This window comes from Streptomyces glomeratus (assembly GCF_021462825.1).
GTDB lineage: Bacteria > Actinomycetota > Actinomycetes > Streptomycetales > Streptomycetaceae > Streptomyces > Streptomyces glomeratus.
In genome coordinates, this window is record NZ_JAKEEB010000014.1 from 1 (window position 1) to 25,645 (window position 25,645).

General features: G+C 72.1%; 25 protein-coding genes and 1 pseudogene. 12 read left to right on the plus strand and 14 right to left on the minus strand.

Annotation, left to right across the window (positions count from 1 at the left end):
• Positions 1 to 197: 197 nt before the first annotated feature.
• The gene (locus LZ604_RS18220; protein WP_234516587.1) at positions 198 to 428 is read right to left on the minus strand and encodes a hypothetical protein; all 231 of its coding nucleotides are present in this window, start codon (positions 426 to 428) and stop codon (positions 198 to 200) included.
• Positions 429 to 570: 142 nt separating this feature from the next.
• On the opposite strand from LZ604_RS18220, the gene def reads away from it, so the two are divergent.
• Positions 571 to 1,110, plus strand: coding sequence for a peptide deformylase (gene def / locus LZ604_RS18225; protein ID WP_234516363.1), 540 nt, complete (start codon positions 571 to 573; stop codon positions 1,108 to 1,110).
• 95 nt (positions 1,111 to 1,205) lie between these two features.
• Here the strand turns inward: def and LZ604_RS18230 are convergent, their stop codons facing one another.
• On the minus strand, positions 1,206 to 1,850 hold the full coding sequence (locus tag LZ604_RS18230) for a TetR/AcrR family transcriptional regulator (RefSeq protein WP_234516364.1): 645 nt from the start codon (positions 1,848 to 1,850) through the stop codon (positions 1,206 to 1,208).
• A gap of 188 nt (positions 1,851 to 2,038) precedes the next feature.
• On the opposite strand from LZ604_RS18230, the gene LZ604_RS18235 reads away from it, so the two are divergent.
• Positions 2,039 to 3,268: an acyl-CoA dehydrogenase family protein gene (locus LZ604_RS18235; RefSeq protein ID WP_234516367.1), complete on the plus strand. Its 1,230-nt coding sequence runs from the start codon at positions 2,039 to 2,041 to the stop codon at positions 3,266 to 3,268.
• A gap of 20 nt (positions 3,269 to 3,288) precedes the next feature.
• Here LZ604_RS18235 and LZ604_RS18240 read toward each other — a convergent pair whose 3' ends face one another.
• On the minus strand, positions 3,289 to 3,822 hold the full coding sequence (locus LZ604_RS18240; protein WP_234516369.1) for a cupin domain-containing protein: 534 nt from the start codon (positions 3,820 to 3,822) through the stop codon (positions 3,289 to 3,291).
• A gap of 2 nt (positions 3,823 to 3,824) precedes the next feature.
• Positions 3,825 to 4,892, minus strand: a complete 1,068-nt coding sequence (locus LZ604_RS18245; protein WP_234516371.1) for a type III polyketide synthase — start codon at positions 4,890 to 4,892, stop codon at positions 3,825 to 3,827.
• Positions 4,893 to 5,082: 190 nt separating this feature from the next.
• Between LZ604_RS18245 and LZ604_RS18250 the strand changes: the two genes are divergently transcribed.
• The gene (locus LZ604_RS18250; RefSeq protein ID WP_234516372.1) at positions 5,083 to 5,763 is read left to right on the plus strand and encodes a transcriptional regulator; all 681 of its coding nucleotides are present in this window, start codon (positions 5,083 to 5,085) and stop codon (positions 5,761 to 5,763) included.
• Here LZ604_RS18250 and LZ604_RS18255 read toward each other — a convergent pair.
• The 5 genes and pseudogenes from LZ604_RS18255 to LZ604_RS18275 all read right to left on the minus strand — a co-directional run.
• Positions 5,760 to 5,996 (minus strand): DUF6213 family protein, encoded by a 237-nt coding sequence (locus tag LZ604_RS18255; protein ID WP_234516374.1) that lies wholly within the window; start codon positions 5,994 to 5,996, stop codon positions 5,760 to 5,762. The two genes, LZ604_RS18250 and LZ604_RS18255, sit on opposite strands and share 4 nt — an antisense overlap.
• A gap of 25 nt (positions 5,997 to 6,021) precedes the next feature.
• Complete coding sequence (locus tag LZ604_RS18260) at positions 6,022 to 7,407, minus strand: NADP-dependent succinic semialdehyde dehydrogenase (protein WP_234516376.1); 1,386 nt, start codon at positions 7,405 to 7,407, stop codon at positions 6,022 to 6,024.
• A 66-nt stretch (positions 7,408 to 7,473) separates the two neighbouring features.
• Positions 7,474 to 7,950: an NUDIX hydrolase gene (locus tag LZ604_RS18265; RefSeq protein ID WP_234516377.1), complete on the minus strand. Its 477-nt coding sequence runs from the start codon at positions 7,948 to 7,950 to the stop codon at positions 7,474 to 7,476.
• On the minus strand, positions 7,947 to 9,485 hold the full coding sequence (locus tag LZ604_RS18270; protein ID WP_234516378.1) for an ATP-dependent DNA ligase: 1,539 nt from the start codon (positions 9,483 to 9,485) through the stop codon (positions 7,947 to 7,949). Before LZ604_RS18270 ends, LZ604_RS18265 begins: the two co-directional genes overlap by 4 nt.
• A gap of 70 nt (positions 9,486 to 9,555) precedes the next feature.
• Positions 9,556 to 10,256: pseudogene (locus tag LZ604_RS18275) on the minus strand (NAD(P)/FAD-dependent oxidoreductase); the annotation flags it as partial.
• Positions 10,257 to 10,333: 77 nt separating this feature from the next.
• Here LZ604_RS18275 and LZ604_RS18280 point away from each other — a divergent pair.
• The 6 genes from LZ604_RS18280 (at position 10,334) to LZ604_RS18305 (ending at position 15,565) form a co-directional block, all read left to right on the plus strand.
• Positions 10,334 to 10,906: a helix-turn-helix domain-containing protein gene (locus LZ604_RS18280; protein WP_234516380.1), complete on the plus strand. Its 573-nt coding sequence runs from the start codon at positions 10,334 to 10,336 to the stop codon at positions 10,904 to 10,906.
• A 95-nt stretch (positions 10,907 to 11,001) separates the two neighbouring features.
• Positions 11,002 to 11,973 carry an NADPH:quinone oxidoreductase family protein gene (locus LZ604_RS18285; protein ID WP_234516382.1) on the plus strand — a complete coding sequence of 324 codons (972 nt, stop codon included), beginning with the start codon at positions 11,002 to 11,004 and terminating at the stop codon, positions 11,971 to 11,973.
• Entirely contained in the window at positions 11,970 to 13,154 is a 1,185-nt protein-coding gene (locus LZ604_RS18290; RefSeq protein ID WP_234516384.1) for an acyl-CoA dehydrogenase family protein, read from the plus strand. Before LZ604_RS18285 ends, LZ604_RS18290 begins: the two co-directional genes overlap by 4 nt.
• Entirely contained in the window at positions 13,151 to 14,227 is a 1,077-nt protein-coding gene (locus LZ604_RS18295; protein ID WP_234516385.1) for an acyl-CoA dehydrogenase family protein, read from the plus strand. Before LZ604_RS18290 ends, LZ604_RS18295 begins: the two co-directional genes overlap by 4 nt.
• A 177-nt stretch (positions 14,228 to 14,404) precedes the next feature.
• Positions 14,405 to 15,268 (plus strand): phosphatidylinositol-specific phospholipase C/glycerophosphodiester phosphodiesterase family protein, encoded by an 864-nt coding sequence (locus tag LZ604_RS18300; protein ID WP_234516387.1) that lies wholly within the window; start codon positions 14,405 to 14,407, stop codon positions 15,266 to 15,268.
• Positions 15,269 to 15,370: 102 nt separating this feature from the next.
• Positions 15,371 to 15,565 carry a hypothetical protein gene (locus LZ604_RS18305; protein ID WP_234516388.1) on the plus strand — a complete coding sequence of 65 codons (195 nt, stop codon included), beginning with the start codon at positions 15,371 to 15,373 and terminating at the stop codon, positions 15,563 to 15,565.
• 89 nt (positions 15,566 to 15,654) lie between these two features.
• On the opposite strand, the gene LZ604_RS18310 is transcribed toward LZ604_RS18305, so the two are convergent.
• Together LZ604_RS18310 and LZ604_RS18315 are read right to left on the minus strand one after the other, a co-directional pair.
• Positions 15,655 to 16,884 (minus strand): phosphodiester glycosidase family protein, encoded by a 1,230-nt coding sequence (locus LZ604_RS18310; RefSeq protein WP_234516390.1) that lies wholly within the window; start codon positions 16,882 to 16,884, stop codon positions 15,655 to 15,657.
• 75 nt (positions 16,885 to 16,959) lie between these two features.
• A complete protein-coding gene (locus LZ604_RS18315) occupies positions 16,960 to 17,316 on the minus strand; it encodes a DUF779 domain-containing protein (RefSeq protein ID WP_234516578.1) in 357 nt (118 codons plus the stop codon).
• Between the two features lie 213 nt (positions 17,317 to 17,529).
• Here LZ604_RS18315 and asnB point away from each other — a divergent pair, with 213 nt between their 5' ends.
• The 3 genes from asnB to LZ604_RS18330 all read left to right on the plus strand — a co-directional run bounded on the left by asnB (position 17,530) and on the right by LZ604_RS18330 (position 21,716).
• Positions 17,530 to 19,401, plus strand: coding sequence for an asparagine synthase (glutamine-hydrolyzing) (gene asnB / locus LZ604_RS18320; RefSeq protein WP_234516392.1), 1,872 nt, complete (start codon positions 17,530 to 17,532; stop codon positions 19,399 to 19,401).
• The gene (gene glnT, locus LZ604_RS18325; protein ID WP_234516394.1) at positions 19,401 to 20,792 is read left to right on the plus strand and encodes a type III glutamate--ammonia ligase; all 1,392 of its coding nucleotides are present in this window, start codon (positions 19,401 to 19,403) and stop codon (positions 20,790 to 20,792) included. The genes asnB and glnT overlap by 1 nt, the downstream gene beginning before the upstream one ends.
• Positions 20,793 to 20,948: 156 nt before the next feature.
• Positions 20,949 to 21,716, plus strand: coding sequence for a hemerythrin domain-containing protein (locus LZ604_RS18330; protein WP_234516395.1), 768 nt, complete (start codon positions 20,949 to 20,951; stop codon positions 21,714 to 21,716).
• A gap of 65 nt (positions 21,717 to 21,781) precedes the next feature.
• Here LZ604_RS18330 and LZ604_RS18335 read toward each other — a convergent pair whose 3' ends face one another.
• From LZ604_RS18335 to leuA, 3 genes are read right to left on the minus strand one after another with little or no spacing between them, the layout of a single operon-like run.
• Positions 21,782 to 22,759, minus strand: a complete 978-nt coding sequence (locus LZ604_RS18335; RefSeq protein ID WP_234516397.1) for an alpha-ketoacid dehydrogenase subunit beta — start codon at positions 22,757 to 22,759, stop codon at positions 21,782 to 21,784.
• A 17-nt stretch (positions 22,760 to 22,776) separates the two neighbouring features.
• Positions 22,777 to 23,874: a pyruvate dehydrogenase (acetyl-transferring) E1 component subunit alpha gene (pdhA, locus tag LZ604_RS18340; protein ID WP_234516399.1), complete on the minus strand. Its 1,098-nt coding sequence runs from the start codon at positions 23,872 to 23,874 to the stop codon at positions 22,777 to 22,779.
• Between the two features lie 40 nt (positions 23,875 to 23,914).
• Positions 23,915 to 25,633, minus strand: coding sequence for a 2-isopropylmalate synthase (leuA, locus tag LZ604_RS18345; RefSeq protein ID WP_234516401.1), 1,719 nt, complete (start codon positions 25,631 to 25,633; stop codon positions 23,915 to 23,917).
• Between the last annotated feature and the right edge of the window lie 12 nt (positions 25,634 to 25,645).

Genomic DNA, 25,645 nt, shown 5'->3' on the forward strand with positions numbered 1-25,645 from the left:
CTCGGCCGCCGATCACCGATCCGCTGCCGCGCCCCGCGGCGCGCGATGCCGCAGCGACCGCCTTGCCCGCGGTCACGGCCAGCTTGGCCCGCGGCGTCAGCGGGTCCGAGTTGCCTGCCATCAGTTCTCGATCCTCCTTGCATACGGCGCCGCGCCCTGTCCCGGCAACGTGTGGCCCTCAGCCTATCCAGATCCCCTCACGCCCCCGAACCGCGGCACCACCCCGGCGCCCGCGCGAACCTGACGACCGTACCCTTGCCGCCATGCGACACCGTTCCATCCCCGGCGTCAAAGGGCGCGTCCGGCCCTCGGCCGCCGATCACCGATCCGCTGCCGCGCCCCGCGGCGCGCGATGCCGCAGCGACCGCCTTGCCCGCGGTCACGGCCAGCTTGGCCCGCGGCGTCAGCGGGTCCGAGTTGCCTGCCATCAGTTCTCGATCCTCCTTGCATACGGCGCCGCGCCCTGTCCCGGCAACGTGTGGCCCTCAGCCTATCCAGATCCCCTCACGCCCCCGAACCGCGGCACCACCCCGGCGCCCGCGCGAACCTGACGACCGTACCCTTGCCGCCATGCGACACCGTTCCATCCCCGGCGTCAAAGGGCGCGTCCGGCCCATCACCGTGCTCGGCGACCGCGTGCTGCGCACCCCCGGCGCCGAGGTCACCGACTTCGGCCCCGAACTCGCCCGGCTCGTCGAGGACATGTTCGCCACCATGTACGCCGCGCAGGGCGTGGGACTGGCGGCGCACCAGATCGGTGAGGCGCTGCGGGTGTTTGTGTACGACTGCCCGGACGACGAGGAGGTGCGCCATCTGGGGCATGTGGTGAACCCACGGCTCGTCGAGGCGGACGGTGTGGTGCTGCGCGGACCGGAGGGGTGCCTGTCCCTGCCGGGTCTGGAGGCGGGCACGGAGCGGTACGACCGCGCGGTCGTCGAGGGCTTCACGGTGGACGGCGAGCCGGTGCGGGTGGAGGGCACCGGGTGGTTCGCCCGGTGCCTTCAGCACGAGTGCGACCACCTGGACGGTGGCCTGTATGTCGACCGGCTCGGCGGCCGGCGGCGGCGCCGGGTGATGCGGCAGGCCGCGCGGGCGCCGTGGAGCAGATGAGTTCGGTCGTCCGGCACCGGAACGGTCGCGGCCGGTCGCGCCCGCGCGGCGAAGCCGCGGAGCGACGGCACGGCCCCGCACCCCGGGCGGGGGTCTCAGAACCCGGGGCCTCCGATGCGATCCCCCGCCGCGGCCAGCCGGCCCCACAGCAGGTCCGCCAGACTGCGCACCAACTCGGCCCGGGAGCAAGGCCGTTCGCCCAGCCACCAGTCACCTGCCGCGTGCATCATGCCGACGATGCCGTGTCCCCATACCCGGGCGAGCTGGTGGCTGCCCGGGCCGAGGTCCAGGCGATCCTCGATGACCTGGGCCAGTTCCTCGCCCATGCGGCGCAGCACCGGGACGGAGTGCCGGCCGGTGTCGAAGCCCTGGTCGTTCTGCGAGCCGCCCTCCGCCGGATGCATCAGGAATCGGTAGACCTGCGGCCGGGCCTCGATGGCCGCGAGATAGGTGTCCAGGGTGGACTCCACGCGCTCCCGCCGGTCGGCCGGGGCGTCCAGAGCCGCCCGCAGCGAGTCGAGCAGCGCGTCCGTGTGGCGTTTGGCGAGCGCGGCGTACAGCCCGCCCTTGTCGCCGAAGTGGCGGTAGAGGATCGGCTTGGTGATGCCGGCCTCGGCGGCGATGGCGTTCATCGAGGCCCCGGGGCCGTCGCGCAGCACCACCCGGTCGGCGGCCTCCAGCAATTCGCGCCGTCGGCGGTCGGCGGACCGTTGCTGCTCGGCCCGCTGCGTGGTGTCCATGATCTCTCCCCACCCGTGCTGTTTCGGTGACGCCTGCGCAAACTAACACTGAAAGGCCGGCCGGTATCGAACGAGCTGCCGACCGACCAGGCGGACGACCATGTCGGCCCGGGAGTTGACTTCTCCTACCGGTGAGTAACACACTGCCGTTACCGCAAGTAACACGCTAGCGCAGTGCTGGAGGGGACATGGCCGAGTTCACCATGGAGCTCAACGACGAACAGAAGGAGGTGCGGGACTGGCTGCACGGCTTCGCCGCCGATGTGATCCGCCCCGCGGCCGCCGAATGGGACGAGCGTGAGGAGACTCCCTGGCCGGTCATCCAGGAGGCCGCCAAGGTCGGCATCTACTCCCTCGACTTCTACGCCCAGCAGTACTTCGACTCCACGGGCCTCGGCATCCCCATGGCGATGGAGGAGTTGTTCTGGGGCGACGCGGGCATCGCGCTGTCGATCGTCGGCACCGGACTCGCGGCCGTGGGCGTCCTCTCCAACGGCACCGAGGAGCAGATCGGCACCTGGATCCCCCAGATGTACGGCGACGCCAACGATGTCAAGGTGGCCGCCTTCTGCTCCTCGGAACCCGACGCCGGCTCCGATGTCGCCTCCATGCGTACACGTGCCGTGTACGACGAGGCCAAGGACGAGTGGGTCATCAACGGCACCAAGACCTGGGCCACCAACGGCGGTATCGCCAACGTCCATGTCGTGGTCGCGGTCGTCGACCCGGAGCTGGGCTCCAAGGGCCATGCCTCCTTCATCGTCCCGCCGGACACCCCGGGCCTGTCCCAGGGCCAGAAGTTCAAGAAGCACGGCATCCGGGCCTCGCACACCGCAGAGGTGATCTTCGACAACGTCCGCGTCCCCGGCTCCTGCCTGCTCGGCGGCAAGGAGAAGCTGGACGAGCGGCTGGCCCGGGCCCGGGAGAAGGCGACGGCGGGCGGGATGGAGAGGGTGCGGAACGCGGCCATGGCCACGTTCGAGGCGTCCCGCCCGGCCGTGGGGGCGATGGCCGTGGGCACGGCCCGTGCCGCGTACGAGGTCGCCCTCGACTACGCGCAGACGCGTGAGCAGTTCGGCCGGCCGATCATCGACAACCAGGGTGTCGCCTTCCAGCTCGCGGACATGCGGACGCAGATCGACGCCGCCCGTCTGCTGGTGTGGCGGGCCTCGTGGATGGCGGTCAACGGCAAGCCGTTCACGGCGGCCGAGGGCTCCATGTCGAAGCTGTTCGCCAGCGAGACGGCCAAGACGGTCACCGCGCAGGCGATCCAGATCCTCGGAGGCAACGGCTACACCCGGGAGTACCCGGTGGAGCGGATGCACCGGGACGCCGGCATCTACACCATCTTCGAAGGGACGAGCGAGATCCAGCGGCTGGTGATCGCACGGACCCTGTCGGGAATGCCGATCCGCTAGGGCCTGTCCTCGGGGGGCGCTCACCGGTGCTTCAGCGGCGTGAGCTGCTCGATGTCGTACCGCCTGCGCAACGCCTCGATCGCCGCCTGGTCCGGTGGGCCCCCGTCCGCGAGGATCTCCAGCAGCTCCTCGAAGTAGCGTTCGTGATCCGGCGGCGGAGATGCCTGGAAGAACATCTTCGCCGGGGTCTCCGCCGGGTTCGCGAACGCGTGGGGGCAGCCCGGCGGTACGACGACGACCGTGCCCGGCGTCGCCCGCACCACCCTGCGGCCCGACCGCGACTCCCACTTCTGCCAGTGGTCGCGGGTCCGTATCCGGGGCTCGAAGGCCAGCACGTCCAGCTCGCCCTCGAGGACGTAGAACAGCTCCTCGCTGCGGGTGTGGACATGGGCGCCGACGTCGAAGCCCGGTGGCACGATCACCTCGAACGTGGACGCCGTGCGCGAGTGCGAGCCGGTGACCTTGAACGTCACATGCTGCGCCGGCGTCCGCACGACGCGTCCATGGCCGGGCGGCACGAACAGTCCCTCGGCCGCCGCCACCCTGTCGGTCATCCTCACGTCCGGTTCCCGTCCGCGGTGACATGCCAGCGGCCCAGGGTCATTTCCGCCGTGATGCCCGGGCCGAAACCGGCCAGCAGCCCCCGTGCCGTGGGATCGGCGCCGCCCTCGTCGAAGAGCCGGCGCAGCGCGTCCAGGACGACGGCGCTCGCGATGTTGCCGTACTCGGTCAGCGTGGCCCGGCTGAACCGGAAGGCCTCCGGCGGCACCCGCAGAAACCTGCTCAGGTCGTCCAGGATTCGCGGACCGCCCGCGTGGATGACGTAGAAATCCAGATCGGAAGCGTTCCACCCGTGCTGCAGAGCCAGCTCCTGCAGGGCCGGGGCGAGCGGTTCCATGGTGGTCGGCACCCGTTTGTCCAGCAGGAAGTGGAATCCTGTGGACCGGATGTCGTAGGCGATCCACTCCTCGGTCTTGGGAATCAGATACGAGCCGTTGCGCTCCAGCTTGACGCCCGTGCCGCCCTTGCCGCGCACGACGGCCGCCGCGATGCCGTCGCCGAACAGGCCGTTGGACAGCAGCGAGCCGACCCCCAGATCGGTGGGCTGGTAGCACAGCGAGCAGAACTCGCAGGCCACGATGAGCGCGTTGCCGTCCGGGTAGGCCCGGCAGAAGTCGTGCGCCCGGTTGATGGCGGCGCCGCCCGCGGCGCAGCCCAGCTGGGCGATGGGCAGCTGCCGGGTGTCGGTGTCGAAGCCCATCGTGTTGATCAGCCACGCGGTCAGCGAGGGCATCATGAACCCCGTGCAGGACACGTAGATGATCACGTCGATGTCTGTGGCGAGCAGTTCCGCGTCGTCCAGCGCGCGCTGGACGACCGCAGGGACCCGGGCCTTCGCCTCGGCCTCGTAGAGATCGTTGCGCTCCTCGAAGCCGGGGTGCTTGAGGGTCTCCTCGATCGGCTGCACGATGTGACGGGTGCGCACCCCGGTGTTCTCGATCAGTCGCAGCGCCAGCGGGAGTTGGGGGTGATCCGCGTGCCGGGAGCGCGCCAGTTCCAGCGTCTCCTCCATCGTGAGCACGTACTCCGGAACGGAAACCGCGGGTCTGCACAGGATGGCCATGGAGGCGCCTTCTTTCGCCTTGGCGGGGGACTCCGGCCCCCCGGCAAAAGGGTTCACCCGTATGAGGGCTTCACCCACGATCGCCCGGCGGGGCTGCGATATCTCGTCGGGTTACTCCGCTTCAGTGATGCACGCACAGTGACATTCCGGGCATGCTCGGTGAGCGACACGAGTCGGAGGAGGAGCGTCGATGACGCGCACGGCCAGGCGACTGCTGGAGGAGGCCACCCGGAAGCTGGCCCCGGACCCGCACGCCAACCGGCTGCTTCCGTTGATCGCCCGGGGCGCGGCCAGGCCCGCCACCCTCGCGGCTCTCGCCCTCCAGCAGCGGGAGGTGATCGCCTCCGACCGCCGGGCGTTCGAATACCTGTCCGAGCGGTCGCGGGACGAGCCCGCGTCCGCGGCCTTCTTCGCCGCTCTCGCGCACGGTGAGGCCGTGGCCCAGGACCGTCTGCGGGCCTTCGCCTCGGTCTGCCGGGCCGACGAGGCCGCGGACACCTACGAGCCCCCTGCGGACTGCCAGGGCTATCCGGCCTACGTGGCCTGGCTCGCCCTGAACGGGGAGCCGGCCGAGGTCGCCCTGGCCCTGAGTGCAAACTTCGCGGCCTGGGGCCGTTACTGCGCCTCGATCGCGCAGGCGCTGCGCCACCACTACGGCTACGACGACGCGGCCTGCGGGTTCTTCGACTTCTTCGCCGGCCCGTCACCGGACCTGGACACCAAAGCCGAGGAGGCGGTGCAGGAGGGCCTGGACGCCGGCCGCCTGGACGAGGACCGCGCACACCGCTACGGCCGGCTGCTCCAGGGCTACGAGACGCAGTTCTGGCATGCCCTGTGGGAACTGGACGCGCGGGCCGGCCGGCTTCCCTAGCGGAGCGAACCGCTGCTGTGCGCGATGCACGCGACATCGATGCGGTCCGCCAGCTTGGCCAGCTCGATGGTCAGCGCGGCCACGGTGTCCTCGTCCAGCCCGTCCTCGCCGGCCTCGACCAGCCGCAGCCACCGGCCGCCCACCGTGCGCAGCAACTTGCTGACGTCCGCGGCCGCCACCTGCAACGTGCCGCGGTCGTCGACGATCAGAGGCAGGGTCACTTCGCGGTTCACAGCAGGGATCGTAGCCGCGGAACGCTCACGCCCCGTGCCATACGGTGGTGATGTTGCAGAACTCGCGGATTCCGTGCCCGGACAGCTCGCGGCCGTAGCCGGAGCGCTTGACCCCGCCGAACGGGAAGGCGGGGTGGGACGCCGTCATGCCGTTGATGTACACACCGCCGGCCTCCAGATCCACGACGAAACGGTCGACCTCGGTACCGTTGTGCGTCCACACGTTCGAACTCAGTGCGAACGGCGAGTCGTTCGCGATCGCCACCACCTCGTCGATGTCGGCGGCCCGGTAGAGCGTGGCGACCGGGCCGAAGGCCTCCTCGTGGTGGATGCGCATCTCGGGGGTGACCTCGGCGAGCACGGTCGGCGGGTAGTACCAGCCGGGGCGGTCCGGACGTTCGCCGCCGCACAGCACCCTCGCGCCCTTGCCGACCGCGTCCTGGACCAGTTCCTCCAGGTCGGCGCGGCCCTGTTCGCTGGAGAGCGGCCCGACCTCCGTCTCCTCGTCCATCGGGTCGCCGAGCCTGAGCTCGCTCATCCGGGCGGTGAACCGTTCGGTGAACGCGTCGAACACATCGGCGTGCACGACGAACCGCTTGGCGGCGATGCAGGACTGCCCGTTGTTCTGCACCCGGGCCGTCACCGCCACCTCGGCGGCCCGCTCCACATCCGCGGAGGGCATCACGATGAACGGGTCGCTGCCCCCGAGTTCCAGGACCGTCTTCTTGATCTCGTCCCCGGCGACCGAGGCCACGGACCGGCCCGCCGGTTCGCTGCCGGTGAGCGTCGCGGCCTTGACCCTCGGGTCGCGCAGGATCTTCTCCACCGCCCCGGAACCGATGAGCAGGGTCTGGAAACATCCCTCGGCGAAGCCCGCCCGGCGGAACAGGTCCTCCAGGTAGAGCGCGGTCTGCGGGACGTTGGAGGCGTGCTTGAGCAGGCCCACGTTGCCGGCCATCAGCGCGGGCGCGGCGAAGCGGACCACCTGCCACAGCGGGAAGTTCCACGGCATCACGGCGAGGACCGGTCCGAGCGGCCGGTAGCGCACGATCACCCAGGAGGCGCCCGAATCCTTCACGTCGTACGCGGCGGGCTCCTCGTCGGCGAGCAACTCCTCGGCGTGCTCCGCGTACCAGCGCATCGCCTTGGCGCACTTCGCGGCCTCCGCACGGGCCTGCCTGATCGGCTTGCCCATCTCGGTGGTCATCACCCGCGCGATGCGCTCCTGATCCTCCTCGAGCAGGTCGGCCGCCTTGCGCATGCGCAGGGCCCGTTCGGCGAACGTGGTCGTGCGATGGGTGCGGAACGCGGTCTCGGCGGCGGCGAGCCGGCGCTCGATCTCGTCCTCGCCCAGGGCGTCGTACGTCTCGAGCGTCTCGCCGGTCGCCGGATTGACGGTGGCGATGGGCATGGCTGACCTCCTGAGAACAGGCTCTGCTTCGACCTTCCCGCGCGGCGGCGGCCACCGCAACGCGGCTCATCCGTCAGCCGAGTGCTCCGCGAGCCGGTCGAGAAACGCCGTCTGTGCCTTCACGATCAGCTCGCGGGCCCGATCGAGGCCCAGCCACTCGACACGGTCCAGCTCGGGGAACTCCGCAAGGCGTCCCGAGCGCGGCGGCCACTCCATCGTGAAGGTGCCCGGCACGACCGTCGCCGGGTCGAGGTCCGCCTCGACCGCCCAGGCCGTGACCACCTTGCCGCCCGTCTGCCGCACCTCGCCGAGCGGTACGGCCTCCCCGTCGGGCGGCGGAACCCCCAGCTCCTCCAGGAACTCGCGACGGGCGGCCGCCCAGGAGGGCTCGTCCGGCTCGTACTCGCCCTTGGGCACGGTCCACGCCCCGGCCTCGCGGCGGACGAAGAACGGGCCGCCCATATGGCCCAGCAGGACTTCCAGACCGTGATCGGTGTGCCGGAACAACAGCAGACCGGCGCTGCGCCTCGGCCGCCCGTTCATGGCGCCACATGGGGGTGCGCGGCCAGCAGCGTCTCCACCGTGTCGGCCTCCTCGGGCCGCTTGTCCTCGCGGTAGCGCACGACCCGGGCGAAGCGCAGGGTGATCCCGGCCGGGTAGCGGCTGGACCGCTGGATTCCGTCGTAGGCGATCTCGACGACCAGTTCGGGGCGCACCTTCACCACCCAGCCGTCGTCCTCCACCGCCAGTTCCCTCAGCCGCTCGGTCTGCCAGGTGAGCATCGCGTCCGTCATGCCCTTGAACGTCTTGCCGAGCATCACGAAGGAGCCGTCCGGGGCGCGGGCGCCCAGGTGCAGGTTGGAGAGCTTGCCGGTGCGGCGGCCGTGGCCCCGCTCGGCGGCCAGCACCACGAGGTCGAGGGTGTGCACGGGCTTGACCTTGAGCCACGAGGCGCCGCGCCGGCCGGCGCTGTAGGGGGCGTCGAGGGCCTTGACCACCACGCCCTCGTGCCCTCGTGCCAGGGTCTCGGCGAGGAAGTCCTCCGCGGCGGCCACGTCCTCGGGCCCCTTCACCACCGTGCGCCGCACCCGCATCGGCTCCGGTACGAGCCGGGCCAGCTCCGCGTGGCGTTCGGTGAAGGGCAGGTCCAGCAGGTCCCGGCCGTCCACCGACAGCGCGTCGAAGAAGACGGGGGAGACGGGGACGGCCGCGGCGGCGGTCGCCACATCCAGCCGGGAGCCGACCCGCCCGGCGGTCTCCTGAAAGGACCGCGGCCGTCCGTTCTCGTCCAGCGCGATGACCTCGCCGTCCAGGATGAACCGCTCGCCCCTCAGCTCCAGCGCGGCGGCGGTGATCTCCGGCAGCCGGTCGGTGATGTCGTCGAGGGTGCGGGTGTGGATCCGTACCGCGTCGCCGTCCCGGTGGACCTGCACGCGGATGCCGTCGAGCTTCTCCTCGACGGCGCACGCGCCGAGTTTCCCGACGGCCTCGGCGACGGACGACGCGGTGTGCGCGAGCATCGGCAGGACGGGCCGGCCGACCGTGAGCCGGAAGGCGGCGAGAGCGTCCGGGCCGTCGGCGAGCAGGGCCCGCGCCACGGTCTGGAGTGATCCGGCCAGCATGACGGCCCGCCGTACGTCGGTCGGAGCTGCCCCCGTCGCCTCGGCCAGTCCCTCCACGGCCAGGGCGTCCAGTGCCCCCTGACGCACCTCACCCGTCAGCAGCCCGGTCAGGAACCGCTGTTCGTCCGCGGTGGCCGCCGCCAGCAACTCGCCCACCAGCCGCTTGCGCTCGGCCTGGGAGCCGGTGCCGGTGACGGCGCCGATCCGGCTCAGCCGGGTGTCCACGTCCCGCACGGTGAGCGTGGGCTCGGCGGCGGGCTCGATCCGCTGCCCCAGGAGCTTCCAGCCCACGCCGAGCCGTCCTTGCGGCAGCCGCCCGGCCAGATACGGGATGACGATCGGCACGTCGTCCGCGTCGGCGTCCCGGAACAGCCCGCCGAGCAGCGCGATCTTCCGGGACCGCGCCGATGTGGCGGCGACCTCCAGGGACACGCGGGCCAGCCGGGCGAGGAGCATGCAGTCATGGTGCACCGCCGGCGGCCGGTCCACACCCCTGCGGCCGCGTCCAGGCCCGCCATGAGCAGCCTCCGCGTTGATCGCGGAGGGCGGTGCGCGGGACGGGGCGGGGCGTGACGAACGGCACGGAGCGGTCGTGGAGCGTTCCGTCGGCGAGCCGGACCCCGGTGAGCCGGTCCCTCTCGGTCACCAGCCCCGCGACCTCGCCGGGCACCACTCCCGCCCCGGCCGCCGCGAGCCTGCGCAGGCCCTGCTCGGACCGCTCCTCCGCGGCGACGGTGTGCGGGAACAGGGGCACGTCCTTCGACCACTGGGAGACCATCAGCGCCCGGTGTACGCCCGGCGGGCTCGTCGCCAGCACACCGATGGGCGGTCGCGCACCTCCCACCCCTGGCCGTGGGGCGGTGCGGCACATCGCGCCCGTACCGCTCGGCGACCGCGGACACCGGGGCGGCTCGTCCCGCGGCCGGTGGCGATCACCGGGTGCCGGGCGTGCACGGGCCGCCCTTGCGCGAGCGTCACGCCCATGGCGCCGCCCGCGACGCGGACGGCGTCACGACCCGGTCACGGACCATCTCCACGCCGTAGCGCGCGATCTCCTCCCCGGCCGACCGCGAGGAACTCCGCCGGGGGCATCCCGTCCCCCGACAGCCGGCCCTGCAGGTGCGCGGCGGGCGCGTTGCGTGGCTCGCCCGCGTCGGCGACGAGCGTGCGACGCCGGGTCCGGTTGCCGGCGCATACAGCGGTGTGCCTCTCGGTGAGGGTGACCACCTTCGAGGGATTCGAGGGAACAGTGGCCCCATCACTGCGGCATTGACAAACCGGTTTGCCGAAACTGCAATGAGGCCATGGGTACGGAAGAGGTTCTCGCGGGCGTGGGCCCCCGGCTGAGGCGGCTGCGGAAAGAGCGGGAGGTGACGCTCGCGGGGCTGTCGGAGGCGACCGGCATCTCCGTCAGCACGCTCTCCCGCCTGGAGTCGGGCCTGCGCAAGCCCAGTCTGGAACTGCTGCTGCCGATCGCGCAGGCCCACGAGGTGCCGCTGGACGAACTGGTCGGCGCCCCGCCGGTGCGGGACCCGCGGGTGCGCGCCGAGCCGGTCGTCCGCCATGGCCGCACCCACTGGCCGCTCACCCGCCAGCCCGGCGGACTCCAGGCCTTCAAGGTGCTCGAACCGCGCCGGAGGCTCGAACCGGATCCGCGGACGCACGAGGGCTACGAGTGGCTGTATGTGCTCTCCGGCCGGCTCCGGCTGGTGCTGGGCGAGCACGACGTGGTGCTGGACCCCGGTGAGGCCGCCGAGTTCGACACCCGGGTGCCGCACTGGTTCGGGTCGACCGGGGAAGGGCCGGTGGAGTTCCTCAGCCTGTTCGGCCCGCAGGGTGAACGGATGCATGTACGGGCGCGGCCTCGCCGGTCGTGACGCATCCGGCTGTTCCCTGATGGGCAAGCGACCGCTTAGTATGCGACCGACCCGGTCAGGTGAAGACGACCAGCACAGCCCCCTGGAGGCCGCGTATGCAGGCATGGCAAGTGCACGAGAACGGCGAGCCGAGTGAGGTGATGCGGCTGGCGGAAGTGGAGCCGCCCACGCCCGGCGACGGTCAGGTCCTGCTGAAGGTGCGGGCCGCGAACATCAACTTCCCCGACGCGCTGCTGTGCCGCGGCCAGTACCAGATCAGGCCGCCGCTGCCGTTCACGCCGGGCGTGGAGATCTGCGGCGAGACGGAGGACGGCCGACGGGTGATCGCCAACCCGGCGCTGCCGTACGGGGGCTTCGCCGAGTACGCCGTCGCCGATGCCGCCGCTGTCCTGCCCGCGCCCGAGGCCCTCGACGACGCCGAGGCCGCGGCCCTGCACATCGGCTACCAGACGGGCTGGTTCGGTCTGCACCGCCGGGCCGCCCTCCAGGCCGGGGAGACGCTGCTCGTGCACGCCGCCGCCGGAGGGGTCGGCAGCGCGGCCGTGCAGCTCGGCAAGGCCGCCGGCGCCACCGTCATAGGCGTCGTCGGCGGCGCCGGCAAGGCCGCCGTGGCCCGCGAGCTGGGCTGCGACGTCGTGATCGACCGCCGTACCGAGGACGTCATCGCGGCAGTCAAGGAGGCCACCGGCGGCCGGGGCGCCGATGTGATCTACGACCCGGTGGGCGGGGAGGCCTACGCGCAGTCCGCGAAGACGGTCGCCTTCGAGGGACGTATCGTCGTCGTCGGCTTCGCCAGCGGGTCCATCCCCAGCCCGGCGCTCAACCACGCCCTCGTCAAGAACTACTCCATCCTCGGCCTGCACTGGGGCCTGTACAACACCAAGAACCCCAAGCTGATCCAGCACTGCCACGAGCAGCTCACGGAACTGGCCGCCCAGGGCGCCATCAAGCCCCTCGTGAGCGAGCGGGTGCCGCTGGGCGGGGCCGCGGACGCCGTGCAGCGCGTCGCCGACGGCGTCACCACCGGCCGGATCGCCGTCGTACCGGAGAACGGAGCCGCCGCATGACCGACGCAGCCGAACTGCGCGAGCGCACCCGCGCATTGCTCGCCGAGCACCCTCCGGCCTCGACCGGCCGCCTGGACTTCCTGCGGGCCCGCTTCGACGCCGGACTCGCCTGGGTGCACTACCCGGAGGGCCTCGGCGGCCTCGGCGCCCCTCGCTCGCTCCAGGCGGTCGTCGACGCCGAACTCCAGGCCGCGGGCGCACCCGACAACGACCCGCGGCGCCTCGGCATCGGCCTCGGCATGGCCGCGCCGACCATCCTCCGCTACGGCACCGAGGAACAGAAGCGGCGCTATCTCAGGCCCCTGTGGACGGGCGAGGAGGTGTGGTGCCAGCTGTTCAGCGAGCCGGGCGCGGGCTCCGACCTCGCGGCACTCGGCACCCGTGCCGTCCGGGACGGCGGGGGAGACTGGGTGGTCAACGGGCAGAAGGTGTGGACCTCCAGCGCCCATGTCGCCCGCTGGGCCATCCTCATCGCCCGCACCGACCCGGACGTGCCCAAGCACCAGGGCATCACGTACTTCATCTGCGACATGACGGACCCCGGCGTCGAGGTCCGGCCCCTGCGGCAGATCACCGGCGAGGCCGAGTTCAACGAGGTGTTCCTCACCGACGTCCGCATCCCCGACGACCGTCGCCTGGGCGGGATCGGTGACGGCTGGCGCGTCGCGCAGACCACGCTGATGAACGAGCGTGTGTCCATCGGCGGTATGCGGATACCGCGTGAGGGCGGCATGATCGGTCCGGTCGCGAGGACCTGGCGCGAGCGCCCCGAACTGCGCACCCACGACCTGCATCAGCGCCTGCTGACGCTGTGGGTCGAGGCCGAGGTCGTCCGGCTCACCGGAGAGCGGCTGCGCCAGCAGCTCTCCGCGGGCCAGCCCGGCCCGGAGGGCTCCGGCATGAAGCTCGCCTTCGCCCGCCTCAATCAGGAGATCAGCGGGCTGGAGGTCGAACTCCTCGGCGAGGAGGGCCTCCACTACGACGACTGGACCCTGCGCCGGCCCGAACTCGTCGACTTCACCGGCCGCGATGCCGGCTACCGCTATCTGCGCGCCAAGGGCAACAGCATCGAGGGCGGGACCAGCGAGGTCCTGCTGAACATCGTCTCCGAGCGCGTCCTCGGCCTGCCCGCCGAGCCGCGCACCGACAAGGACGTCGCGTGGAAGGACCTCGCCCGATGACCGACCTGCTCTACTCGGAGGAGGAAGAGGCGCTGCGCGTCGCCGTCCGTGACCTCCTCACGGACCACTGCGACCCCGCCGGCGTGATAGCCCGCACCGAGTCGGACACGCCGCACGACCTCGCCCTGTGGAAGTCGCTCGCCGACGCCATGGGCCTGGCCGGGCTGCTGGTGCCCGAGGAACTCGGCGGTCACGGGGCCTCCCACCGCGAAGCCGCCGTCGTCCTGGAGGAACTGGGCCGGGCGGTCGCGCCCGTGCCCTATCTGAGCAGCGCGGTGGTGGCCACGGAGGCCCTGCTCGCATGCGGGGACGACGAGCTGCTGCTGCGGCTCGCCTCCGGGCGGGCCATCGGCGTCCTCGCGGTCGGACTGCACATCGCCCCGGGCGGCGCGTTCACGGCCGTGCGAAGCGAAGGCGGCGCCCTGCACGGGACGTTGACCGGGATCGCGGATGCCGCTGCCGCGGACGTGCTGCTCGTGCCGGCGGACGACGGCGGTCTCCACGCCGTCGACGCGGGCGCCGTGACCGTCACCCCGCAGGTGTCCCTGGACCAGACCCGGCCGGTCGCCACCGTCACCCTCGACGGGTCTCCGGGACGCCGCATCGGGGAGGCCGAGCCCGCCGTGCGACGGGCCCTGCGGGCCGGCGCCGGGCTGCTCGCCTCCGAGCAACTCGGCCTCGCCGACTGGACGCTGACCGAGACGGTGCGCTACCTCAAGGAACGCAAGCAGTTCAACCGGCCCGTCGGCGGCTTCCAGGCACTCAAGCACCGACTCGCCCAGCTGTGGCTGGAGATCGCCGGCCTGCGCGCCGCCGCCAGGGGCGCGGCCGACGCCCTGGCCACCCTTGAGGACGCCGACGTGACGGTCGCCGTCGCCGCGGCGTACGCGGCCCCCGTCGCCGTCCACGCCGCCGAGGAGGCCCTCCAGCTGCACGGCGGGATCGGTATGACCTGGGAGCACCCGGTCCACCTGTATCTGAAGCGGGCGAAGGCGGATGCGATCGCGTACGGGACCGCAGGCCGCCACCGTGCGGCACTGGCCGAACTGGTCGATCTGCGGCCCCCGTTGTAGACGACCGGGGAAGGGGCCCGTCTGCCCTCGGGGCGGCGGGCCCCTTCCATGCCCGCCGCCCGGAGAAGTGAACCCGGAGCGGCGGTCCGGCCAAGTTCCCGCCCGGTGGGGCGCGTCGGCTCCCGGCGCGCCGCATACTCCCTGAGGTTCCGTACGGCCCTACAAGGGAGGCAGAGCATGGCCCTCACCACCCGTCGCAGAGCCCTTACCGCCCTCGGCGCCGCCCTCGCGGGCTCCCTCGCCCTGCCCGCCACGCACGCGCGGGCCGGCGAAGGCAGGTGTGGGCCGCGCCCGCTGTGGCGCGCGCACGCGCACAACGACTACGAGCATCCGCGTCCCCTCTTCGACGCCCTCGACCACCGTTTCGGCAGCGTCGAAGCCGACATCCACCTCGTCGGCGACCAGCTCCTCGTCGCCCACGACCCCGCCGCACTCGACCCCACGCGCACCCTGGAATCCCTCTACCTCGACCCGCTCGCCGCCCTGGTCAAGGCCAACCACGGCTCCGTCCACCGGGGATGGCGCAGGCCGTTGCAGCTCCTCATCGACATCAAGACCGAGGGCTCGTCGACCTACCTCGAACTCGACCGCCATCTGCGGCACCACCGCAACCTGTTCACCCTGTACGCGCACGGACGCGTCCACGCGGGACCCGTCACCGCCGTCGTCTCCGGCGACCGCGCGGCCCGCGCGCCGATGGAGGCGCAGAGCATGCGGTACGCCTTCTACGACGGCCGTCTCAGCGACCTCGACGGTCCGGCCCCCGCCGCCTTCGTGCCGCTCATCAGCGACAACTGGACGGCCGACTTCGGCTGGCTCGGCGACGGTCCGTTCCCGGACACCGAGCGGCGCAGGCTGCGCGACATCGTCGACCGGGCGCACGCGCACCGGCAGAAGGTGCGCTTCTGGGCCACGCCCGACGCCGTGGGACCGGCCCGGGACGCCGTGTGGAGCGAACTCGCGGACGCCGGCGTCGACTACCTCAACACGGACGACCTCACCGGCCTGGAGAGCTTCCTCGATTCCCACGAGCGGCCGTAGAACCACACGTTCGGGGGACACGTCAGCCGCCCGGACGAACCCTTCGCTACGCCACACTTGCGGCCGAAAGCCGCGAAGCGCGCGTGGCGAAGGAGGCTGACGATGGCCGTGTCCATCTCTGTTGTGCTGCTGCTCCTGATCATTGCGGTGATCTACATCCGCAACGGCGCACTGAAGATCTCCCATGCCCTGATCTGCATACTGCTCGGCTTCTTCCTGGCCGGCTCCAGCATGGCCCCGACGCTCCACCAGGGTCTCGCGGCGACGGCGCAGATCGTCGGTGGCCTGCGTCCCTGACCGTCAGAGGACGAGCATCGGGAGACGGCCGTCGGCAGACGGCGCGTCGACGTGACGGCCGTCGGCAGACAGTGTCGACGTGACGGCCGTCATGAGGCGGAGAAGACACCGATGCCGTTGGGTACCGGGCGTTCGGCGCCTCCGCTGGGATGGTTGCGCACCGTCACCGCGCCCGCTCCCTCCCGCCGGGCGACCAGTGTCGAGGAGCCGCCACCGTCCAGGTTGAAGCCGTCGGAGGCGCCCAGCCTCCTCAGCTCCGAGGCGAGTTCGGCGAGGGTGAGACCGCTGCGGTAGGCGGACGCGCCGTCCAGCGCGAGAAGCAGCAGACGCCGGCCCCCGTGCCCGATGCCCACCGCGGTGCGCACGGCGGACGTCGAATCGTCCAGGCCGGCCGAGGGCACGCCGTGGCGCAGCACCGGGAAGCCGCCGACGGCGAAGCGGTACGGGGTCCTGGAGGAGGCGGCCACCAGACGCCGGATCACCCGCACCCGCTCGCCCCGGTACAGCGTGCGCAGTTTCCGGGCCCCCGCCTCACGGCCGACCAGCACCGTGGTGCCGCGGGCGAGGGGACCGCCGCCGGGCCGGCCGGCGGCGGCGACGACCCGGCCGTTGCGCACCGTCACCTCGTAGGTGTCCACGCTGCACGGCGCGCCCCGGTCGGTGTCGGTCCCGCAGACCGCCCGCATCCGTGAGGTACTGCCCCAGTCCGAGGTGTAGACCCCGATCGAACCCACCGGCAGCGCGTACTGGTTGAGCCCGCCCAGCGTCAGCCGCCCGTGGGGCGTGCGCACGGAGCCGCTCAGGGACAGCCGGTCCAGGCGGGCCCTGCGGTCGGAACCCACCCCGAGCACGTCCTCGCTGTCGGCACCGGGCGGCAGACGGGGCCCGAAGCGCTGCCCGTTCGGCACGGCGGCCTTGAGCACGTGCGCGCCCGCGATCGCCGGGCCGTCGCTGGAGCCGGTCGCCTCCACTCCCGGGTGCTGGGTCTCGGAGATGTCGAAGAAGTCGCCGTTGATCCCCGCGATCGCGCCCCGGGCGCCGGCGAGCCGGGAGACGGTGGCCCGGGCGGCGACGGCGCCCGGGTACATCAGGTCCACCCGCACCCGGGGATCCCGCAGGTCGACGGTGACGAGGTGGGCGTGGGTCACCCCGTGGGCCGCGGGAATGTCGAACTGGCTGTAGAGGACACCGGGAGCGATCGTCCGGGCGTCCGGCACACCGGTGGCCGGCGCCGCCCCCACCAGGGCCGCACCGGCCAGCGCACTCCATGCCACCAGGGCCGTCAGTACCGTTCTGAGCCGTCTGTCGCGAGGCGTCACGCTTCCCCCTGATGTCTCCTCAACTACGCAGGACTCAGAGGAAAGTGCAGCAGATGGCGGTGTCTCGTACGGTGATCAGGCGCCTACGACGCGTGAACGGATGAGAAAACGCACTCCTTCGGGTGCTTCCAGGGAGAAACCGCTGCCACGGCCGGCCACGACGTCGACGATCAGCCGGGTGTGGCTCCACACCTCGTACTGGCTTCTCGACATCCAGAAACCCACCGGCTCGTCGACCCCGTCGACCTCCAGCTCCGCGAGCAGCACATCGGAACCGCCGGTGCGGAACTCGCCCTTCGGGTAGCACATCGGGGCGCTGCCGTCACAGCAGCCGCCGGACTGGTGGAACATCAACGGCCCGTGGACCTCCCGCAGCCGCCGCACCAGCTCGGCGGCCGCGGGGGTCAGCTCCACGCGCGGGACCACGTCCATCGTCACGGGTCCATTCCAGCACGAGGCACGTTGCAACGACGTTGCGCACGCGGTGGGACGCCGGGCCCCGGCCGCCGCGGCCCCGGCGCGCCCCGGCCGCGACGCCTACCGGGACACCAGATCGCCTCGAAGGGCCGCCTCCACCATGGGGCGGGTTGCGGTGATGGTCAATCCCGCCGCTGGGGCGGGCACCGTCGGAAGGAGCCAGAGGGCATGTGCGGAATCGCCGGATGGGCCGACTTCGAGCGCGATATCTCCGCCGAGCGGCCGGTCGTACGAGCCATGACGGACACCCTGGCCTGCCGTGGCCCCGACGGGGACGGCGTCTGGGTGAGCGCCCATGCGGGCTTCGGGCACACCCGCAACGCCGTGATCGACATCCCCGGCGGCGGCCAGCCCATGGTCGTGGAGGAGGACGGGCGGCTGCTCGCCGCCGTCACCTACAACGGGGAGATCTACAACTTCCGTGAGCTGCGCACCGAACTGGAGGCGCGCGGCCACCGGTTCCGCACCCGCTGCGACACCGAGGTGGTGATCCGCGGCTACCTCGAGTGGGGCGAGAAGTGCGGAGAGCACTTCAACGGCATGTTCGCCTTCGGCGTGTGGGACGCCCGGCGCGAGGAACTCGTGCTGATCCGCGACCAGATGGGCATCAAGCCGCTGCTGTACAAGCTGACGCCCACCGGCATCGTCTTCGGCTCCGAGGCCAAGGCGCTGCTCGCCCACCCCGACATCGCCACCGTCGTGGACGGCGACGGGCTGCGCGAGCTGCTCGCCCAGACCAAGTCTCCCGGCACCTCGATCTACGCCGACATCCGCGAGGTGCTCCCCGGCAGCGTGCTGCGCTTCAGCCGCAAGGGGGTGAGCGAGCACCGCTACTGGGAGCTGACCGCGCGCCCGCACACCGACGACCTGCCGACCACGGTCGCGCAGATCCGCGAGCGCCTGGAGGCCGTCGTCGCCCGGCAGCTGGTCGCCGACGTACCCCGCGGCATCCTGCTCTCCGGCGGCCTCGACTCCAGCGTGCTGACCGCGCTCGCCGCACGCTGGGTCGCCGAGCACGACGAGCCGCAGCTGCGCACGTTCTCCCTCACCCTCACCGGCGCGGACGGCTTCCGCGCCGACGAGATGCGCGGCACCTCGGACGCCCCGTACGCGACCGAGATGGCCCGGCACGTCGGCGCCCTGCACGAGGAGATCGCACTGCCCGCCGCGGAACTCGCCGCGCCCGAGGTGAGGCTGGCCACCGTCGTCACCCAGGACATGCCGACGATGTTCGGCGACATGGACGCCTCCGCCTATCTGCTGTCGAAGGCCGTGCGCGAGAAGGCGACCATGGTGCTGTCCGGCGAGACAGCCGACGAGGTCTTCGGCGGCTTCCAGTGGGTGCACAACGAGCAGGTGGTCTCGGCCGAGACCTTCCCCTGGATGGCCATCATGCACGTCTTCGACCCCACCCACCCCGGTCTCGGCCTCGGACTGCTCGACCCGGGCCTGCTGCAGAAGCTCGACCTGCGCGGCTATGTGGCCCAGCGCTACCGGGAGGCCCTCGCGGACGTCCCCGTACTGCCCGGAGAGGACGCCCATGAGCGGCGCATGCGGGAGGTCATCCACCTGCATCTGACGCGCTGGCTGGGCGTGCTCCTGGACCGCAGCGACCGGCTCGGCATGGGACCGGCCCTGGAGATGCGGGTGCCGTACTGCGATCACGAGTTCGTGGACTACGTCTTCAACACCCCCTGGGCGATGAAGAACCACGACGGCCGCGAGAAGAGCCTGCTGCGCTCCATCGCCCGGGACCTCGTCCCGGCCTCCGTCCTCGACCGGCAGAAGAGCCCCTACCCGGTCACCCAGGACCTCGGCTACCTCACCGAACTGTGCCGCCAGCTGCGCGACGTGCTCGCGGACCCGAACGCCCCCGTGCGGCCGTTCGTCAACCTGCCCGCCGCACGCGCCGTCGCCGCCGACCCCCAGCGGGTCGCGGGCCGGCCCGGGGTGTGGGCATGGATCTGCCGGCTGGACATCGAGATGCTCCTCAGCCTCAACATGTGGCTGGAGCACTACCGGGTGCAGGTGAACCTCTGATGTTCGGATACGGACACCCCGTCGTGCCCCGGCTGCCCGAACCGCCCGAAACGGCCGAGGACTTCCTGCACGCCGTCGCCCGCGACGACATCGAGTTCGTCCTCGCCATGTTCGTCAACATCGACGGCAAGCCGTGCTGCAAGCTCGTCCCCGCCGCGGCCGTCCCCGAGCTGCTCGACGAGGGCCTCGGCTTCGCGGGCCACGCCGTCGGCGCCATCGGCCAGTCCCCGGCCGACCCCGACCTGGTGGCCGTCCCGGACGTGTCCACCTACACCGTGCTGCCCTGGCGCACCGGCCTGGCCGCGGTCATGTGCGACCCGCACGTCGGCGGCGCCCCCTGGCCGTACGCCCCACGGGTGATCCTCCGGCGCCGGCTCGCCGCACTCGCGGAACGGGGCATGGACTTCAAGGTCGGTGCCGAACCGGAGTACTTCCTGGTCCGGCGCACCCCGGACGGAGGTGTCGCGGTCGCCGACGACGAGGACACCGCGGATCTGCCGTGCTACGACGCCCGCGGACTCGGCCGCTCCCTCGACCACGTGGCCACCGTCAGCAGGGCCCTGACCACACTCGGCTGGGGCAACTACTCCAACGACCACGAGGACGCGAACGGGCAGTTCGAGCACGACTTCGCGTACGCCGACGCACTCGTCACCGCCGACCGCGTGATCCTCTTCCGCTACCTGGTGCAGATGCTGGCCCGGGAGTCGGGGCTGCTCGCCACCTTCATGCCGAAGCCCTTCGGTCATCTCACCGGCAGCGGACTGCACCTGCACATGAGCCTGTGGGACCGCGCCTCGGGCACCGAACTCTTCCGCGGGGCCAACGACGCCCGCGGGCTCGGGATGTCCGACCTCGGCTACTCGTTCATCGCCGGTGTGCTCGCCCACGCGCCCGCGGTCGTCGCCTTCGGCTGCCCCACCGTCAACTCCTACAAGCGGCTCGCGGCGCGCGACGACACCGCCTCCGGCTCCAGCTGGGCGCCGACCTGGGCGACGTACGGCGGGAACAACCGCACCCAGATGCTGCGGGTGCCCGCCCCGGGCCGGGTGGAGGCGCGTTGCGTCGACTCCTCCGCCAACCCCTATCTGGCCATGACCGCGCTGCTCGCGGCCGGCCTGGACGGCATCGACCACGGGATGGACCCGGGGGCGCCCAACGAGGCCAACCTGGAGCGCGAGGGGGACTGGGACACCGCTCCCGCGCTCCCCGCCACCCTGGCCGAGGCGGCCGCCGCCGTCACCGCCGACCCCGTGCTGAGGGCGGCCTTCGGTAAGGTGTCGAACGGCGAATTCGTCGATTACTACGCCCAGTTGAAGCAGAGCGAGTTCGCCGCGTACCACCGGCGGGTCGGAGACTGGGAGATCGAGCGGTACCTCACCGCGTTCTGACGGCACACCTGCCGTCCGTACGCCCTCCAGGTCACCGGCCTGTCCTGTGCGCCCCGGTCCCGCGCCGCCCGCGCGGAACCGGGGCCACGACGCGTGAAGCCGGCCGCCCGCCCGCGCCGGCCCCTGAACGGCACCGACCACCGCAAGGAGTCACGCATGTCCGAAGGGTTCCAGCTGGACGCCGAGGGGAAGATCACCGCGGCGACGTCCTTCCTCATGATCCACCATGCGTTGCGACGCGACGCCGCCCGCTTCCCACACGCCCTGGCCGCACTGAACCCGCACGACACCGAGCAGGCGCGACGCCTGGCCGGACACTGGAAGCTCTACCACTGGGCGCTCGCCGACCACAGCGAGAACGAGGACGACAGCCTCTTCCCGCTGGTCACCTCGCGCGCCGGGGAACTCGCGCCCGCCATGGCCGAGCTGGAGGAGGACCACGCGGACCTCGACCGCGAACTGGAGGAGATCACCCGGCAGATGGAGCGGCTGCCGGAGGCCGGCGCGATCGAGGCGGCCCGCGCCGCGACCGAGCGTCTTCAGGCGCATCTGGACCGGCACCTCGCGCAGGAGGAGAAGCACATCGTGCCGGTCCTGGTGGACCGGGTCCGGCCGGAGGAGATCGCCGGCGGCCAGGGCGGCGGCGGCCGCGGGCAGGGCGGCGGCCCCGGCGGGGGACCCCAGGGTCCGGGAGGCGCGCAGGACGGTGACGGCGACGCGTACCAGCCGCCGACCTGGCTGATCTCGGCCTGGACGGACGAGGGTCTGGACCCGGCCGTGACCGACGCGGCGCTCGCCGCGCTGCCCCCGAAGTTCCGGGAACAGATGGGCCCCGCCCTGGCCGGCTGGCGCGCCGACTACCACCGGCTGGTCGGCGAGGTCTGGCGGGACGTCCCGGCGGAGCTGGCGCCGAAGGCGCCCTGACCGCAGCGGAAATGCGCGGGCCGGGCTGCCGAGGGCAGTCCGGCCCGCGCCGTGTCCGGCCGGACTCAGTACGCCAGGGAGTGGTGTACCGCGTCCAGGACCCGTTCCAGGTCCGGGAGGTAGGCGTTCTCCAGACGGGACGGCGGGTACGGCGTGTCGTACCCGGTCACCCGGAGCGTCGGTGCCTGGAGGGAGTAGAAGCAGCGCTCGCCGATCGACGCGGCCAGCTCCGCGCCCGGGCCGAGGAAGCCCGGTGCCTCGTGCACCACGACCAGCCGGCCCGTCCTCGCCACGGACCTGGCGACCGTGTCCGTGTCCAGTGGGGAGAGCGAGCGCAGATCGATCACCTCCGCGCTGTGCCCCTCCTGGGCGGCGGCCGCCGCCGCGTCCAAACAGACGCGGACGGTGGGACCGTAGCCGACGAGGGTGACGTCACGGCCCGGCCGGGCCACGCGTGCCGCGTGCAGCGCCAGCGGGGCGCCGGCACCCGGCTCGAACTCCTCGCGGTCCCAGTAGCGGCGCTTGGGCTCCAGGAAGATCACCGGGTCGTCGCAGGCGACGGACTGCTGGATCATCCAGTAGGCGTCCGCCGGGCTTGCCGGTGAGACCACCCTGAGGCCGGCGGTGTGCGCGAAGTACGCCTCGGGGGACTCGCTGTGGTGCTCCACCGCGCCGATGCCGCCGCCGTACGGGATACGGACGACGACCGGCATCGTCACCCGCCCCCGCGTCCGGGTGCGGATCTTGGCGAGCTGGGAGACGATCTGGTCGAACGCGGGGTACGCGAACCCGTCGAACTGGATCTCGCAGACCGGCCGGTAGCCCCGGAAGGCCAGGCCCACCGCGGTGCCGACGATGCCCGACTCGGCGAGCGGGGTGTCGACGACGCGGTCCTCCCCGAAGTCCTTGTGCAGCCCGTCGGTGATGCGGAAGACACCGCCGAGCCGCCCCACGTCCTCACCCATCACGAGGACCTTCCGATCGCCCTCGAGGGCCTTGCGCAGCCCAAGGTTCAGCGCTTGGGCCAGGGTCGTCGCTGCCATGCCGGTCCTCCGGTCGGTCAGGGTGCGTCCTCGAACTGGGCCTGGAAGGCGGTGAACTCCTCGCGCTGGGCGTCGAGCAGGGTATGCGGGCCGGCGTAGACATGGTCGAAGATCGCGGTCGGGGGTGGGTCCGGCATCGCCCGGCAGCCCCCGCGCACCCGTAGCGCCAGTGTCTCGGCCTCCTCGTCGACCTCCTTGAAGAAGCCGGCGTCGGCCCGCCCGGTGCGCTCCAGATACGCCCGCATCCGGGCCACAGGGTCCTTGGCCGCCCACTCCTCCGCCTCGTCGGCCGAGCGATAGCGCGTCGCGTCGTCGGACGTGGTGTGCGGGGCCATCCGGTAGGTGACCGCCTCGATCAGCACCGGTCCCGCCCCCGAGCGGGCGTGCTCCAGCGCGCCCCGGGCCACCGCCAGACACGCAAGGACGTCGTTGCCGTCGACCTGGATCCCGGGAAAGCCGAAGCCCAGCGCCCGCCGGTACAGCGGCACCCGGGTCTGCCGCTCCAGGGGTTCGGAGATCGCCCACTGGTTGTTCTGGCAGTAGAAGACGACGGGGGCGCCGTAGACCGAGGCGAAGGTGAAGGCCTCGTTGACGTCGCCCTGGCTGGTCGCGCCGTCGCCGAAGCACACCAGCACCGCGCCGTCAGCCCCGTCCCGCTGCATGCCCAAGGCGTAGCCGACCCCGTGCAGGGCGTGTCCGCCCACCACCACCTGGTAGTTGGCCATGCCCGCGTGGTACGGGTCCCAGCATCCGTGGGCGGTGCCCCGCCAGAAGCCGAGCATCCCGACCGGGTCCACGCCCCGGCACCAGGCGATGCCGTGCTCGCGGTAGCTGGAGAAGACGAAGTCCCGTAGATCCAGGGCCCGGCCCGCGCCTATCTGGGCGGCCTCCTGGCCCAGCAGGGAGGCCCACAGGCCGAGTTCGCCCTGTCGTTGCAGGGTCGTCGCCTCCGCGTCGAACCGCCGCACGAGCACCATGTCCCGGTACAGCGACCGTTCCTCCTCGGCGGAGAGGTCGAGGGCCCACCGGGGGTCCTCGACCCTGTGACCCTCGGCATCCAGGAGCCGCACCGGTGGCGCCTCCTCGGCCGGCCCGGGCAAGCCTGTCGTGATCACGTTCCGTCCCTTCGGCTGGGGAAGGGCCCCGCCGGGGCCCTCACCGGTGAATGCGGCGGGCCGCGCTGACCATGGCGGCGAGCGAGGCACGCACGAGGTTCGCGTCGATGCCCACGCCCCACACCGTGCGCCCGCCGGCCTCGCACTCCACGTACGCGGCGGCGCGCGCGTCGCCGCCGGCAGCCAGCGCGTGCTCGGCGTAGTCCAGGACCCGTAGCGGCAGCCCGGCCCCGGCCAAAGCACGGGTGAAGGCGTCGACGGGACCGGTGCCCGTGCCCGTCAGCTCCCGTACGGCACCCGCGAGCCGCACCCGGACCGTGAGCGTCACCCGGCCGTCCGGCTCGCTGAGCAGATGGTGGGCGAGCAACTCGAGGCCCGAGGCGCCCGGATCGGCCCCCGGCAGATACTCGGCGGTGAAGGCCGCCCAGATCTCGGCCGGGGTGATCTCGCCGCCCGCCACGTCGGTGTGCGACTGGATCACCCGGGAGAACTCGATCTGCAGCCGCCGCGGCAGCTTCAGCCGGTGCTCGGTGCGCAGTACATGCGCCACACCGCCCTTGCCGGACTGGCTGTTGACCCGGATGACCGCCTCGTAGCTGCGACCCACGTCCCGCGGGTCGATCGGCAGATACGGCACCGCCCACGGCAGCCGGTCCACCGGTGTGCCGGTCCCGGCGGCGGTGCGCTCCATCGCCGCGAACCCCTTGGCGATGGCGTCCTGGTGCGAGCCGGAGAACGACGTGTAGACGAGGTCGCCCGCGTACGGGTGACGCGGCGGCACCGGCAGCTGGGTGCACTCCTCGGCGATGCGGCGGATCTCGTCGATGCGGGAGAAGTCGATGCGCGGATCGATGCCGTGGCTGAAGAGGTTGAGACCGAGCGTCACCAGGTCGACGTTTCCGGTGCGTTCGCCCTGCCCGAACAGACAGCCCTCCACCCGGTCCGCGCCGGCCAGCACCGCGAGCTCCGCCGCGGCGACGGCGGTGCCGCGGTCGTTGTGCGGGTGCACCGACAGGCACACCCACTCGCGCCGGGACAGGCTTCGGCTCATCCACTCGACCTGGTCGGCGTAGACGTTCGGAGTGGCGCGCTCCACGGTCGCGGGCAGGTTGAGGATGATCTCGCGGCCGGGGCCCGGTTGCCAGACGTCCATCACCGCCTCGCACACCGCGAGCGCGAAGTCGGGTTCCGTGTCGGTGAACAGTTCCGGCGAGTACTCGAAGCCCAGCTCGGTCTCCGGGCCCAGGATCTTGTCGGCGTACGCCATCACCTGCCGGGTGCCCTCCACGGCGATCGCGGCGCAGCCTGCCCGGTCGGTGCCGAAGACGACCTGGCGGAACAGCGGGGCGGTCGCGTTGTAGAGGTGCACGGTCGCCCGGTGCGCACCGGCCACCGACTCCAGCGTGCGTGCGATCAGTTCCTCGCGGGACTGGGTGAGGACGGAGACGGTCACGTCCTCGGGTATCGCGTCGTTCTCGACGAGGGACCGGACGAAGTCGAAGTCGGCGCGGCTGGCGGCCGGGAAACCGACCTCGATCTCCTTGTAGCCCATCGCCACGAGCAGGTCGAACATCCGGCGCTTGCGGGTCGGGCCCATCGGGTCGATCAGCGCCTGGTTGCCGTCGCGCAGGTCCGTGGAGAGCCAGCGCGGCGCGGCCAGGGCCGTCCGCGACGGCCAGGTGCGGTCCGGCAGGTCCATCGTGGCGGGCGGCCGGTAGCGGTGGGCCGGCAGGGGACCGGGCCGTTGTCGGTCGGTCATGTCAGTGCTCCT

Coding starts and splice junctions, on each gene's coding strand:
- LZ604_RS18295 (WP_234516385.1), top strand. CDS start 13,151: ATGACCGACCTGCTCTACTCGGAGGAGGAAGAGGCGCTGCGCGTCGCC.
- LZ604_RS18330 (WP_234516395.1), top strand. CDS start 20,949: ATGTCCGAAGGGTTCCAGCTGGACGCCGAGGGGAAGATCACCGCGGCG.
- LZ604_RS18220 (WP_234516587.1), bottom strand. CDS start 428: ATGGCAGGCAACTCGGACCCGCTGACGCCGCGGGCCAAGCTGGCCGTG.
- LZ604_RS18245 (WP_234516371.1), bottom strand. CDS start 4,892: ATGGCCATCCTGTGCAGACCCGCGGTTTCCGTTCCGGAGTACGTGCTC.
- LZ604_RS18240 (WP_234516369.1), bottom strand. CDS start 3,822: ATGACCGACAGGGTGGCGGCGGCCGAGGGACTGTTCGTGCCGCCCGGC.
- asnB (WP_234516392.1), top strand. CDS start 17,530: ATGTGCGGAATCGCCGGATGGGCCGACTTCGAGCGCGATATCTCCGCC.
- LZ604_RS18265 (WP_234516377.1), bottom strand. CDS start 7,950: ATGAACGGGCGGCCGAGGCGCAGCGCCGGTCTGCTGTTGTTCCGGCAC.
- LZ604_RS18235 (WP_234516367.1), top strand. CDS start 2,039: ATGGCCGAGTTCACCATGGAGCTCAACGACGAACAGAAGGAGGTGCGG.
- LZ604_RS18305 (WP_234516388.1), top strand. CDS start 15,371: ATGGCCGTGTCCATCTCTGTTGTGCTGCTGCTCCTGATCATTGCGGTG.
- LZ604_RS18280 (WP_234516380.1), top strand. CDS start 10,334: ATGGGTACGGAAGAGGTTCTCGCGGGCGTGGGCCCCCGGCTGAGGCGG.
- def (WP_234516363.1), top strand. CDS start 571: ATGCGACACCGTTCCATCCCCGGCGTCAAAGGGCGCGTCCGGCCCATC.
- LZ604_RS18315 (WP_234516578.1), bottom strand. CDS start 17,316: ATGGACGTGGTCCCGCGCGTGGAGCTGACCCCCGCGGCCGCCGAGCTG.
- LZ604_RS18250 (WP_234516372.1), top strand. CDS start 5,083: ATGACGCGCACGGCCAGGCGACTGCTGGAGGAGGCCACCCGGAAGCTG.
- LZ604_RS18270 (WP_234516378.1), bottom strand. CDS start 9,485: ATGCTCCTCGCCCGGCTGGCCCGCGTGTCCCTGGAGGTCGCCGCCACA.
- LZ604_RS18285 (WP_234516382.1), top strand. CDS start 11,002: ATGCAGGCATGGCAAGTGCACGAGAACGGCGAGCCGAGTGAGGTGATG.
- LZ604_RS18300 (WP_234516387.1), top strand. CDS start 14,405: ATGGCCCTCACCACCCGTCGCAGAGCCCTTACCGCCCTCGGCGCCGCC.
- leuA (WP_234516401.1), bottom strand. CDS start 25,633: ATGACCGACCGACAACGGCCCGGTCCCCTGCCGGCCCACCGCTACCGG.
- LZ604_RS18335 (WP_234516397.1), bottom strand. CDS start 22,759: ATGGCAGCGACGACCCTGGCCCAAGCGCTGAACCTTGGGCTGCGCAAG.
- LZ604_RS18290 (WP_234516384.1), top strand. CDS start 11,970: ATGACCGACGCAGCCGAACTGCGCGAGCGCACCCGCGCATTGCTCGCC.
- LZ604_RS18230 (WP_234516364.1), bottom strand. CDS start 1,850: ATGGACACCACGCAGCGGGCCGAGCAGCAACGGTCCGCCGACCGCCGA.
- LZ604_RS18260 (WP_234516376.1), bottom strand. CDS start 7,407: ATGCCCATCGCCACCGTCAATCCGGCGACCGGCGAGACGCTCGAGACG.
- glnT (WP_234516394.1), top strand. CDS start 19,401: ATGTTCGGATACGGACACCCCGTCGTGCCCCGGCTGCCCGAACCGCCC.